11 protein-coding genes and 1 tRNA gene are annotated in these 12,412 nt (G+C 35.5%); 10 read left to right on the plus strand and 2 right to left on the minus strand.

All coding sequences use genetic code 11. The features are described 5' to 3' along the window. Positions 1 to 5: 5 nt before the first annotated feature. Positions 6 to 395: an acyl-CoA thioesterase gene (locus ACFSAH_RS12590; protein ID WP_379663098.1), complete on the minus strand. Its 390-nt coding sequence runs from the start codon at positions 393 to 395 to the stop codon at positions 6 to 8. An 18-nt stretch (positions 396 to 413) separates the two neighbouring features. Continuing rightward, complete coding sequence (locus tag ACFSAH_RS12595; RefSeq protein ID WP_379663099.1) at positions 414 to 854, minus strand: acyl-CoA thioesterase; 441 nt, start codon at positions 852 to 854, stop codon at positions 414 to 416. 132 nt (positions 855 to 986) lie between these two features. Between ACFSAH_RS12595 and ACFSAH_RS12600 the strand changes: the two genes are divergently transcribed. The 10 genes from ACFSAH_RS12600 (at position 987) to ACFSAH_RS12645 (ending at position 12,361) form a co-directional block, all read left to right on the plus strand. Then, positions 987 to 1,427 carry an Hsp20/alpha crystallin family protein gene (locus ACFSAH_RS12600; protein ID WP_379663100.1) on the plus strand — a complete coding sequence of 147 codons (441 nt, stop codon included), beginning with the start codon at positions 987 to 989 and terminating at the stop codon, positions 1,425 to 1,427. Between the two features lie 99 nt (positions 1,428 to 1,526). Then, on the plus strand, positions 1,527 to 2,825 hold the full coding sequence (locus ACFSAH_RS12605; RefSeq protein ID WP_379663101.1) for a nicotinamide mononucleotide adenylyltransferase: 1,299 nt from the start codon (positions 1,527 to 1,529) through the stop codon (positions 2,823 to 2,825). Positions 2,826 to 2,973: 148 nt separating this feature from the next. Continuing rightward, positions 2,974 to 3,047: transfer RNA gene (locus tag ACFSAH_RS12610), tRNA-Arg, on the plus strand. A gap of 413 nt (positions 3,048 to 3,460) precedes the next feature. Continuing rightward, complete coding sequence (locus tag ACFSAH_RS12615) at positions 3,461 to 3,631, plus strand: hypothetical protein (RefSeq protein WP_379663102.1); 171 nt, start codon at positions 3,461 to 3,463, stop codon at positions 3,629 to 3,631. Positions 3,632 to 4,155: 524 nt separating this feature from the next. Further along, complete coding sequence (locus ACFSAH_RS12620) at positions 4,156 to 4,434, plus strand: GNAT family N-acetyltransferase (protein ID WP_379663103.1); 279 nt, start codon at positions 4,156 to 4,158, stop codon at positions 4,432 to 4,434. Between the two features lie 199 nt (positions 4,435 to 4,633). Next, complete coding sequence (locus ACFSAH_RS12625) at positions 4,634 to 5,719, plus strand: sensor histidine kinase (protein WP_379663104.1); 1,086 nt, start codon at positions 4,634 to 4,636, stop codon at positions 5,717 to 5,719. Continuing rightward, positions 5,716 to 6,477 carry a LytR/AlgR family response regulator transcription factor gene (locus tag ACFSAH_RS12630; RefSeq protein WP_379663105.1) on the plus strand — a complete coding sequence of 254 codons (762 nt, stop codon included), beginning with the start codon at positions 5,716 to 5,718 and terminating at the stop codon, positions 6,475 to 6,477. Before ACFSAH_RS12625 ends, ACFSAH_RS12630 begins: the two co-directional genes overlap by 4 nt. Before the next feature lie 149 nt (positions 6,478 to 6,626). Next, positions 6,627 to 7,769 (plus strand): efflux RND transporter periplasmic adaptor subunit, encoded by a 1,143-nt coding sequence (locus tag ACFSAH_RS12635; protein ID WP_379663106.1) that lies wholly within the window; start codon positions 6,627 to 6,629, stop codon positions 7,767 to 7,769. 29 nt (positions 7,770 to 7,798) lie between these two features. Then, complete coding sequence (locus tag ACFSAH_RS12640) at positions 7,799 to 10,939, plus strand: efflux RND transporter permease subunit (protein WP_379663107.1); 3,141 nt, start codon at positions 7,799 to 7,801, stop codon at positions 10,937 to 10,939. 12 nt (positions 10,940 to 10,951) lie between these two features. Next, positions 10,952 to 12,361, plus strand: coding sequence for an efflux transporter outer membrane subunit (locus ACFSAH_RS12645; protein WP_379663108.1), 1,410 nt, complete (start codon positions 10,952 to 10,954; stop codon positions 12,359 to 12,361). Positions 12,362 to 12,412 lie beyond the last annotated feature (51 nt).

Here is a 12,412-nt window from a genome sequence, read left to right on the forward strand (position 1 = left end):
GAAGATTATAATCCCAGTGCTTCCAATATATTTTGTGGAGCAGCAATAGGTTTGCCTTGGGATGTAAAAACCACAGTAACTTTAGCTTTATTAATTATTGCATCGTTCTTTTTGATGCATTGAAAGAATAGGAATTTTAAATTTCCTTCACGTTCAATGTAGCTTTCAATAGAAAATTGGTCACCGCTTTTTAGAGGACGTTTAAAATCTATTTCGATTCTATAAACTACCGGATCTATGTTTTCTAAATGTAGTCTGGCGAAATCAAGACCTCTTTGCTTTAGTAGTTTATGTCTTGCGTGTTCATAATAATTTTGGTAAACAGCATTATTTACAATTCCTTGTAAATCGCATTCGTAGTCCCTAACCTCAAAATCTAAAGTGTATAGTTGCATTCTGTTTTTTTACGGAAATTAAGCCTCTAATTTATCAAAATTAATTATTTGATTACGTTGTAATTGAGGTATGGCGACAGGTTTCTGTTTCTGGATATCAATAACAACCAAAAGGGTAGAGCCTTTGGTGGTAATAGTTGTTTTACCTTCTTCATTTGTAGAGACAATAATATAATCGAGCTGAAAACTGGTGTTATTTAGCTTGCTGGTACGTACATGGACCTCTATTTTGTCTCCCATAAGTAATGGGGTAATGTAGTTTACCTCTGCCTTCGCTACTACAATGCCATAAATTGTCCAGTCCCATTCTAAAAAGTGTTGCCAGTATTTAATTCTAGCCTGTTCAAAATAGGTTAAGTATAAAGCATTGTTTACGTGGCCTTGCAGATCAAAATCAGAAAAGCGTATCTCAATATGGGTTTTGAAGTTAAATTCTGCTAAAATTTCAAGGTTTTCCATAATTAAACTGCTAAAATGTCATTTAAATATAATTAAAAGAGACAAAAAGTCTGTTTTGTGTGATTGGTACGAGCATTGATTAACTCTAATCAAACATTAAAAATATAAATAATATTAAGGAGGATATAAAAAATGGCATTAGTAAAATTTAATAACTCAAGAAATTTAGCACCTGTTTACACACCATTTAATGACTTATTTGACACTTTCTTTGGAGAAGGTATTATAGGAGATAAGGCTTTGATAAAAGTACCAGCTGTAAACATTGCGGAAACAGATGATAAATATGAAATTGATCTTGCTGTTCCTGGTTTGAAAAAAGAAGATATTAAAATAAGCATCGAAGAAAATGTTCTTAGTGTATCTGCAGAATCTAAAGAAGAAATTAAGGAAGAGAATAAAAAAGTGAGCAGAAGAGAGTTTAATTACAGTTCATTCAAAAGAACATTCACTTTGCCTGAGGCTGCGAATGCAAATAGTATTGAAGCAAAATACGTAGATGGTGTTCTTAAGATAGAGGTAGCAAAAAAAGAAGATGCCAAAATACAAGCTAGAGAGATTAATATAGTTTAAGAGGTATTAAGATTTAAGTTTTCATAATTAGGTTTAGGTTTGGGGAGCCCCGTATCATTTTAGGATGAACGGGGTTCTTTTTTATTTATAACTTTGTGTATGAGTATAGAAATACTAGATACGAAGCGTAAAGCACTAACCATAAATTTAGATGGAAATGTTTTTGGAACATTTGCCGAAATAGGAGCAGGACAGGAAGTTGCCAGGCATTTTTTTACAGCAGGAGCAGCAGCTAATACGGTAGCTAAGACGATGTCTGCTTACGATATGACGTTTAGTAACGAGATATATGGGGTAGAGGAGTCGGGGAGATATGTGTCGAAATCTCGTTTAAAAAAAATGCTGGAATATGAATTTCAATTGCTTCAGCAAAGATTAAAAACTGAAAAATATAAGCATAAAACATTCTTTTCTTTTGCTAATACGGTAACCACCATTAATTATGCAAAAACCAATGATCCTCATGGATGGTTGGGGATTAAGTTTCAGCTCGCTCCAGGAGGAGAGGAAAACCAAATTCTCTTTCATGTGAGATTATTGGATAATGATTCGACCTTACAACAGAATGTTTTAGGGATATTAGGTGTAAATTTGGTTTATGCCGCTTTTTACCACTATCAAAATCCCAGATTAATGGTAGAATCTTTAACGGATAATCTGGCTAAAGGTTCTGTAGAGATTGATTTGATAAGTGTTAAAGGGAATGCATTTAAAGGATTGGATGATATTTTAGCGAATTTGTATCTTATACAAAAAGGTTTTTCTCCGGTAGCATTTTTTGGTGCCGATGGTAAAGTTTATCAGGCTAAGGACAGTATGTATAAAAAACATATTATGATTTTACGTACACGTTTTAAACAAAAGAACCTGCCCGATTTTGGTTTGTTTGAACAGGCTACAGACCAGTATAAAGTTAAAAAATCTATTTCAGACTATGATTTGGTTGGAGTAGTAGAATTAACCCTCAATAATTTGCTAAATGCTTTTCCGGAAGAAAGTGAAGATTTTTTAAATTCAGTAGCTCAAAGAACCAAAGAAGTGCTGGCATCTGGATACCCTGTCATCGTAACCAATTTTAACAGGCACAATAAGCTGGCTAAATACCTCTCTATGGCAAAACCATTGAGCGTGGGGATTACTACCAGTATCAATAATTTAAAAAATATTTTTCTATCAGAACATTACGGAGAAGGTTATACCGATGAATTGTTAGCTTATATCAGTGATTTATTTAGTAGAAAAGTGCGACTACTGGTTTATCCATTTAAAGATTCTAAGACTAAAGAGATTTTTACCACCAAAAATCTACCAGTATCTGCGGAATCAAAGCCACTATATGATTTCCTTCTGCAAAATAACTATATAATTGATGTGGAAAATGTGTCTTTTCCTGATTGAGGGTAGATGATATGAAAAAATAATTAGTTCAAAATGAGTTTGTTTGATAGAAGTTCCAGTTTTTTTAGAAAAACAGTTGGTAGATATTAATTATAGCCCTATATTTGCACTCGATTCAAACAAACGGTAACACGTTTAGAATTGGAAAGGTCGCATAGCTCAGCTGGATAGAGCAACTGCCTTCTAAGCAGTAGGTCTTTGGTTCGAATCCAAATGCGACCACACATATTAAAACAGCAATCTGCCCATATACAGCAGAAACAGCATTTTAACAACTTAAAGCCATAATGACACTAGCATTATGGCTTTCTTTTTTCCATTTAATTCCATTTCGTTCCATTTCAATTTTTATTTCTGGTGGTCAAACTGGTGTCCTTTATAATTTTATATGGTGGAAAAATTAAATTATAATATTTTATATATAACGGATCATGTACAAAAGTTGTGGATAGGCTAAAAAATTTAAGTGCTTTTAAGCATTTGTTTGCAAATTTTCCGTTTTGCAAACACAACAATTGAACACCATAAATTCAATTTTATGGTAATTGTCAAAGTCTTACTAGACACACGTCATCAGAATAAAAATCAAGAATTTAATGTTATTATAAGAGTTACTTCTAAAAGGCAAACTTATAATGTTATTAGAGAATTTCTGGAATGCTAATCTTGAAATTGTACTTTCAGAAAGTAACAAAGCTATATTACTTAACAAAAAGATAAACTCTGAATTTTATAAAGTACAAAAAATTGTTTCTGAGCTGGATGGAGGAAGTGCAGATGTTTTCAATAGAATAGTTGAAAAATAGATTGCCCGATAATCCTATTCTAAAAAAGAGCTTAAGGAAATCTTATTTAATTGAATTTGCCGATACTTTAATTGCAACAAACCGAAGTGAAAGCACCAATAACGAATTGAGTAAGGTTCTTTAATTTATCTGTTAATAGTGTGTAATTGCTCTTAAATCTATTAGTTATGTTTTAAATGTAATACTATGTAAAGTCCATGATTTCAATCAAAAACATGGACTCAAGATGGATTAATAATGGAAAATAGATAGAGTGAATCAAAATCAGGTAAAGTGAAAATTAAGTATTAAGTTGAAGCAGATTCTTTGTATGGTGGTAGTAGAAAATAAATAATATTTAGGGAAATGGTTTCTGAAAATATTTCGTTTGTCATTATTATTCATAAAATAGGAGTATTTTGGAGAGTATCTTAATATAATCCCCTTTTTTTGTGGAGCGAGTATTTATAGGGGGAGTTTACTAAAAATACACTGAGAAAAACTTCTTCTAATGAATATGGTTATTGATTAAAATAAAGGATGATATGGAAATTAAACAATTTAACAGAGAGACTAAAGGTTTTTTTAAGGCGCTGGAAGGAGAAGAAACGGCGGGAGTAATGACTTATACCTGGGCCGGAGATAAAATGATTATAGATCACACCGAGGCCGATCCTAAATTTAAAGGTCAGGGAGTAGGACTAAAGATGGTATTGGCTGCAGTAGAATATGCCCGTAAAGAAAATATCAAGATCATACCTCTATGTCCATTTGCAAAAAGTGTTTTTGATAAAAGAGATGATATAAAAGATGTTCTGGTTTAAAGATTTAGGACTGTAGCAGGATTATCTCATCATAATGTCATTTTCAGTAGAGAAAAATGCTCATTCAGTCGTTAAAAAATACGTTTCAGTTCTATAGGGATAAACTCTCTAGTCTAAAATATCGACCTTTGTGGGGTTAATGTAACTTTTTATTGCAATCTGGAATTGCATTCAAAGAAATTAATTTCATATTATGCAAATGAAGATAGATACGTTTTTAAACAGTAAGGTTAAAAGGACATTGTTCATATTGTCTGCTTTCTTGTTGTTGTATCTGCTTTCTTATATTATAGATCCTTATGCTTCTTTTTGGGATAGTTACTTTCAGAGAGATACGGTAAATATACTTACGGAGTGGGCTATATCTTTTCTGTTTTGTTTTTCGGTGTCAGAGTCGAGTCTTTTTATCAGTAAGCGTTTAGATACCAAAATATCCTGGACACAGGAACCGAGTAAGCGTTTTTTTGTTGAGCTTATTTTGAACCTTTTTGCCATTCTGATAATTAATGTGGCTATATATGTTCCCTGTATTTATTTTTTTGCAGAAGATGCTACCGCTATTTTTGGTGCTGAGCTTTCTATCGAAGAGATGCGGGGGATTATACAATCTATTGTAATTAATGTGTTGATAGCTTTTATGATTATGGGGTTTCATATTGCTAACCAGTTAATTTTAAATTGGAAAAACGAGGCTATAAGGGCATCGGAGTTGAGCAGAATAGCTATGGATGCTGAATTACAGTCTTTGAAATTGCAAATAGACCCACATTTTGTATTTAATAATCTAAGTGTATTGTCTGAACTGATTTTGGAAGATCAGCAGTTAGGATATGAATATGCGGAGAACTTTTCCAAGATATACAGGTATATGTTGGTGAATGCTAAAAAAAATACAATCTCTCTGGATGAGGAACTTAATTTTCTTAATTCTTATATTTTTCTAATCAAACAGCGAGTTGGAGAAGGGGTTGATTTTGAAATAGAGGTAGATGCGGAAAACAGGTATTTAAATATGCCTCCTTTGACTTTACAGCTGTTGGTGGAAAATGCTCTTAAGCACAATAAAACGATAAAAAGTAATCCTTTAAAGATTATGATTTATAATAATGATAAACAAGAGCTTATAGTAGAGAATCTATTGTTACCTATTGAGAGGGAATTTGATTCATCGGGGTTGGGGATAGAGAATATTATCAGGCGATATAACTTATTATCAGAAAAAGCTCCTCAAATAGAAAAGGATGAAAAATACTTTAGAGTAATTGTGCCTTTGATAAAACTATGATCAGAAAAATATTAATAATAGAAGACGAAAAGCCCAATGCGGATAGGTTAAAAAGGTTACTGAAGCTTATTGAGCCTGATGCGGAGGTGTTGACTGTTTTAGAAAGTATTGCAGATTGTATAGCCTGGTTTACTGTAAGTACAGAAAATTATCCGGATGTGGTGATGATGGATATCAGGTTATCAGACGGATTAAGTTTTGAGATTTTTGATAAGATACAGATTAAATGTCCTGTTATTTTTACTACGGCTTATGATGAGTATGCTGTAAAAGCTTTTAAATTTAATAGTGTAGATTATCTTTTAAAACCGGTGGAGCAGGATGAACTTCAACAGGCTTTTGATAAATTAAAAAGTCAGTCAGCTGATCGGTCAGTCTCCTCTATAGAAAATTTACTAAATTTTTTAAAACCCCGAGCATACAGAACCCGGTTTTTATTGCCTTACAGAGACGGATATAAAACTATACAGACTGCGGAGGTCGCTTTTTTTCAATCGGAAATGAAACTTACTAAAGCCAGACTGTATAATGGAAAAGACGAAATTGTACCGCAAACATTAGAAGAGTTGGAACAGGAACTTGATCCTAAACAATTTTTTAGAGCAAACAGGCAGTTTATTATACATATAGAAGCCATTCAGTATATCCATAACCACTTTAATAGTAAATTAAAGATCGATATTAAAAATAATCCGGAAGTAGAGGTTTTAGTGAGCAGGGAAAAAGCAACGCTACTTAAAAACTGGATGGATTTTTAATAACAAGATCGTTTATTACTAGACAATACTTGCAATTTCGGAATCATTTACCCACGTTTCAGAAAGCAAAATATACGTTTCAGTCAATTAAAGCCTGTATTTCCATTTAAGAATTTATTCCTTTGTATTGAAAATTAATATTCTTAAAAATGGTAAAACGGTTTTTGTTTGAAAGAAAAGAGATAAAAATGACGTTGGTGGCTGTCATGGTATTATTGGTGTCTTGCGGAGATAATCAGCAAGCGCAATACGAACAACCTGCTACAGATGTTGATTTTATAGAGATACAACCTGCTACAGTTTATTTAGAAAAAAAATATCCGGGAGCCATTGAGGGATTGGTAAATGTAGATATTAAATCTCAGGTAGTAGGATATTTGGAGAGCATTTATGTAAAGGAAGGGGAATATGTACAGCAAGGGCAATCACTATTTCGTATCAAGGATGATGTGTATCATGAACAGGTTCAAAACAGTCAGGCCACTTTAAAAGCGGCGCTTGCTGCGGAGGAAACTGCGAGAATAGAAGTAGAGAAAATTAAACCGTTAGTGGCTGGAAAGGTTGTTACTGAGCTACAGCTACAAAGTGCTGAAGCCAGTTATGCATCTGCAAAAGCCCAGGTGGCTCAGGCTCAGGCCAGTTTGGCTTCTTCTAAAATAAATGCTGGTTTTACCTTGATTAAGGCTCCCGTAAGCGGATATATAGGACGGATACCTAATCGTATAGGTAACCTGATAACCCCTTCAGATGTAATACCATTAACAACATTGTCAGAGATTAATCAGGTGTATGTTTATTTCTCTCTTAGCGAGGCAGATTATATCTCTTTTATGAAAGATAGTAAGGTTAATGAGGGTATAAATACGGTAGAATTGGTTATGGCAGATGGTTCGGCTTATAATCATACCGGCAAATTAGAGGCTGCCAGTGGTAATATAGACAGAACAACGGGAAGTATGGCGCTGAAAGCAGTTTTTGCTAATCCGGATAGGATATTACGTTCTGGTGGTTCGGCTAAAATTATCCTGAAAAAGACTTTAGATTCTGCATTAACAGTTCCTATGGCTAGTGTGAGGGATATACAGGATAAATATTTTGTGTTTGCTTTGGCTGATAGCAATAAAGTGGCTATGAAACCGATAGAGATAGCGGGTAATTCTGGTAATAACTACGTGCTTAAAAGTGGGTTGAAAGTGGGAGAAAAAATTGCGCTTAATAGAATAGATGTATTAAATGAAGGTATGCCCGTAATTCCTGGGACTGCCAAAAGCACTACCGAAAAAGAAAAGTAGTCAAAAAATCATCCAAAAGAGATTATAGTATGTTAAAAAAGATAATAGACAGACCAGTATTGGCTACGGTTATTTCCGTGATTCTGGTTATGTTGGGAATTATTGGAATGCTTAGGCTTCCAATAACCAGGTTTCCGGATATAGCACCGCCTACGGTAAGTGTTATGGGAAGCTATCCCGGAGGAAATAGCGAATCAGTAATTCGTTCTGTAGTAACCCCACTAGAGGAGCAGATCAATGGTGTGGAGAATATGGAGTATATTACTTCTACAGCAAGTAATGACGGAACGTTTGATATCAGAATAATATTTAAACAGGGAGTAGATCCAGATCAGGCTGCGGTAAATGTACAAAACCGCGTACAACAGGCAACACCTATACTTCCGCAGGAAGTAGTACGGATGGGATTAACTACATCCAAGCAGCAGAACAGCATGATCATGATTTTCAATATCTATACGGAGGATAATGAGAAGTATGATGAAACTTTTTTGCAGAATTACGCTAATATTAACCTGATACCTCAAATAAAACGGGTGGCAGGGGTAGGTCAGGCACAGGTATTTGGTATGAAAGATTACTCGATGCGTGTGTGGCTAAACCCGCAAAAAATGGCTAATTATGGCTTAATTCCTGATGATGTTACAGCAGCAATAGCCCGTCAAAGCTTAGAGGCTGCACCGGGTAAATTGGGAGAGGAGTCTAATGCGGCATTAGAATATGTTATCAGGTATAAAGGGAAGAAGAACCTGCCGGAGGAGTATGAGAATATCATTGTTAAAAAAAATGAATATGATCTGGTAAGGCTTAAGGATGTAGCTCGTGTAGAGTTTGGATCTATCAGCTATAGCGGTGATAATAAAATGAACGGATTGAATGCGGTAACGATAGCGATACTGCAAACTTCCGGCTCAAATGCAAACAGTATCGAAATAGGAGTGCGAGATGTATTGGAGAACGCTTCTAAATCATTTCCTCCGGGAATGAAGTATAACAGCATGATGAGTACCAAAGAGCGGCTGGATGAGGCTACGGGCCAGGTAAAATCTACGTTAATAGAGGCTTTTATATTGGTATTTATAGTTGTGTTTGTTTTTCTTCAGGATTTTAGGTCAACTATTATCCCAGCTATTGCTGTGCCGGTTGCTATTGTTGGAACTTTCTTCTTTTTACTTGCTTTTGGTTTCACCATCAATATTCTTACATTATTTGCGCTGGTTTTGGCTATTGGTATTGTGGTAGATGATGCTATTGTAGTGGTAGAGGCGGTGCATGGTAAACTGGAAACCTCAAACATGACAGGCCGTGAGGCAACCCATAGTGCCATGAGCGAGATTACCGGGGCAGTTATATCTATTACTCTGGTAATGTCAGCCGTGTTTATTCCTATTGGGTTTATGACAGGTTCTTCGGGGATTTTTTATAAGCAGTTTGCCTATACTTTAGCTATAGCTATTATTATATCAGCGGTAAATGCTTTAACACTTACACCTGCGCTTTGTGCACTGTTACTGAAAAACAACCATGCAGAAGCTCATGAGTCTAAAAAATCGGGTTTTAAAAGCCGATTTTTTAAAGCCTTTAATACGGGTTTTAACAGCATGACCAACAGGTATATTAAGGGAGTGAAAATTTTAGTTGCCCGTAAATGGTTAGCTACCGGATTAATTGTGGTTATTATAGCATTTGCTGTGTATTTGATGAATAGTACCTCCAGAAGTTTTGTTCCTATGGAGGATGATAATTTTATTGTATACAGCATGAGCATGCCGCCAGGTACGGCATTAGATCGTACGACAGAAGTTGCCGAAAAAATTAATGATATGTTGCTGGAGATAGAATCTGTTGAAAGTAACTCGGGAATTACAGGTTTTAATATTCTTAGCAATAGTACAGGTCCTGCTTATGCCTTAGGTTTTGTTAAATTGAAGCAACCGGCAGACAGAGGCGAAATTAAAGATATTGATGTAATTGCAGGTTTAATTAACGAAAAGTTTGCAAGTATAAAAGAAGGAACGGCTATGGCATTTAGGATGCCTCCTATTGAAGGTTATGGTATAACAGGTGGGGTAGAGCTGGTATTACAGGATAGAATGGGGAAAGATCCTGCATCTTTAAAAGCTATGGCCGATAAGGTGATTGGGCAGATTATGCAACAACCAGGGGTGCAGGTTGCTTTTACTATGTTTAGGGCTGATTTTCCACAGCTAGAGCTTGAAGTGGATGAGGATAAGGCTGCACAGATGGGGGTGGATGTTAGCACGATGTTGGGGACTGTACAAACTTATTTATCGGGAGATCAATCACAAAACTTTACAAGGTTTGGTAAGTTTTACCGGGTAAATATTAAGGCCGACGGTATATTCAGAATGGATGAAGAGGCGTTTAACCAGATATTTGTACGTAATGATAGGGGCGAAATGGTTCCGGTGAAATCTATGGTCACCCTCATAAAGGTATATGGTCCGGAATCTGTTACGAGATATAATTTGTATAATTCGGTAACTATAAATGTTCTTTCAAATCCTGGAGTTAGTAACGGGGCTATTATGGATAATCTGGAGCAGAATATATTAAGTAAACTACCGGGAGATTACAGTTATGAATGGACGGGATTAAGCTTAGAAGAAAAATCATCAGGTAATCAAACCTTGTTTATTTTAACATTGAGCTTGTTGTTTGTTTATTTTTTACTGGCAGCCCAATATGAGAGCTATTTATTGCCTTTAGCAGTTTTATTATCTATCCCCACAGGTATTATAGGTGCATTTCTGGGAATTAAGCTGATTGGCCTGGATAATAATATATATGTGCAGGTAGGATTAATTATGCTGATTGGTTTGTTGGCCAAGAATGCAATTTTGATTGTGGAATTTGCTGTGCAGAGAAGAAAAGCGGGGTTGACTATTTTGCAATCTGCTTTGGAAGCGTCTAAAGTAAGGTTACGACCTATTATTATGACTTCCCTGGCATTTATTGCAGGTATGATTCCATTGATGCTGGCTACCGGCGGCGCTGCTGCAGGTAATAAATCTATAAGTACAGGTGCGGCAATGGGAATGTTAACCGGGGTTATATTGGGTGTTTTTGTAATTCCATTGTTATACATACTATTCCAATATCTTCAGGAAAAAGTCTCGGGTAAGCAAATACAAGAGGTAAATAATTAAAATAAGGCAGTAATGAAACAATATATATATGTAGGGTTGGGCTTGGCAACATTATTTTCTTCCTGTATTGCAGGGAAAAAATATACCCGACCTGAATTGGATTTACCAGAAACATATAGGGAGCAGCAGGTTAAGGTAACTGCAGATTCTGTGGCACTTAGCTGGAGAACATTTTTTAAAGATCCGGTTTTAGTGGAGTTGATTGAAAAATCGTTAAAAAAGAATAATGATATCCAGACAGCTATGCTTAATATGCAACAACTGGAACTGGTGTACACACAGGCCAGAAAAGGCTTATTGCCCACTGTTGATTTGGCTATAGATGGTAACAGAACCTGGATGTCTAAAAATTCTTTAAATGGTTCGTTAAGTGAGCAATTTACATCTAGTTCTTTTATGGACGATTATGCGGCAGTATTGAGACTGAGTTGGGAGGCTGATATATGGGGAAAAGCTAAGGCACAGAAAACTGAAGCACAGGCAAATTTTTTCGCTCAGAAAGAAAACTTGTCCGCTCTTAAAACCAGAATAATTGTACAAGTAGCCCAAGCGTATTATAATCTGATGGCACTTGATGAACAGTTAAAAGTTGCTGAGCAGAATGTAGAAATGAGTCAGACTACTTTAGATATGATTCGTTTACAATACAACGCAGCTCAGGTTAGTTCTTTGGCTGTAGGACAAGCTGAAGCACAGAAAAAAACTGCGGAATTATTGATTCCGCAAGCTAAGCAAAGTATTGCCGTACAAGAAAATGCGCTGAGTATTTTGTGTGGAAATTATCCTGAGTCTATTCATAGATCAGGAAGTTTAATGAAAGCAATGCCGGAAGACACTTTTCCTGACGGGGTACCAACAGCACTTTTAAGCCGCAGACCGGATGTTAAATCTGCCGAATATGCAGTAGTTGCAGCTAATTCAAGAGTAGGCTTGGCTAAAGTGGCCATGTATCCGTCTTTTAGTATTATGCCGTCTATAGGAGTTAACTCGTTTAACTTTAATAACTGGTGGGATTTACCGGGATCGTTGGTTAAAACTGTTGCCGCAAATATTTCTCAACCTGTTTTTCAAAAGAAAGCTTTGAAAACAAATTACGAGGTGGCATTATTAGAGCAGAATAAAGCAGCAATTCAATTTAAACAATCGGTGATGTTAGCTGTAGGAGAGGTTACCGACGAATTGTCAACTATTAAATATACTAATGAACGTTTGGCATTGGTGGCACAAAAAACGGTACATCTTAATAAGGCAACGGATGATGCGATGCTTTTGTATAAGAATGGTATGGCTAATTATCTGGAGGTTATAACTGCACAAAATAATTCGCTACAAAACGAATTGGAGGCCGTTAGTATAAAACGAGATCAGTTAAATGCATTAACTAATCTATATAGAGCCTTGGGCGGCGGCTTTGAAGATTAACCAAAATTGCTAAATAAGAGCTTGTGTAAACAAGCTCTCCTGATCGAAATC

Origin of the sequence: Pseudopedobacter beijingensis, from assembly GCF_042678145.1 — a bacterium.
GTDB lineage: Bacteria > Bacteroidota > Bacteroidia > Sphingobacteriales > Sphingobacteriaceae > Pseudopedobacter > Pseudopedobacter beijingensis.

Coding starts and splice junctions, on each gene's coding strand:
- ACFSAH_RS12590 (WP_379663098.1), bottom strand. CDS start 395: ATGCAACTATACACTTTAGATTTTGAGGTTAGGGACTACGAATGCGAT.
- ACFSAH_RS12595 (WP_379663099.1), bottom strand. CDS start 854: ATGGAAAACCTTGAAATTTTAGCAGAATTTAACTTCAAAACCCATATT.
- ACFSAH_RS12600 (WP_379663100.1), top strand. CDS start 987: ATGGCATTAGTAAAATTTAATAACTCAAGAAATTTAGCACCTGTTTAC.
- ACFSAH_RS12605 (WP_379663101.1), top strand. CDS start 1,527: ATGAGTATAGAAATACTAGATACGAAGCGTAAAGCACTAACCATAAAT.
- ACFSAH_RS12615 (WP_379663102.1), top strand. CDS start 3,461: ATGTTATTAGAGAATTTCTGGAATGCTAATCTTGAAATTGTACTTTCA.
- ACFSAH_RS12620 (WP_379663103.1), top strand. CDS start 4,156: ATGGAAATTAAACAATTTAACAGAGAGACTAAAGGTTTTTTTAAGGCG.
- ACFSAH_RS12625 (WP_379663104.1), top strand. CDS start 4,634: ATGAAGATAGATACGTTTTTAAACAGTAAGGTTAAAAGGACATTGTTC.
- ACFSAH_RS12630 (WP_379663105.1), top strand. CDS start 5,716: ATGATCAGAAAAATATTAATAATAGAAGACGAAAAGCCCAATGCGGAT.
- ACFSAH_RS12635 (WP_379663106.1), top strand. CDS start 6,627: ATGGTAAAACGGTTTTTGTTTGAAAGAAAAGAGATAAAAATGACGTTG.
- ACFSAH_RS12640 (WP_379663107.1), top strand. CDS start 7,799: ATGTTAAAAAAGATAATAGACAGACCAGTATTGGCTACGGTTATTTCC.
- ACFSAH_RS12645 (WP_379663108.1), top strand. CDS start 10,952: ATGAAACAATATATATATGTAGGGTTGGGCTTGGCAACATTATTTTCT.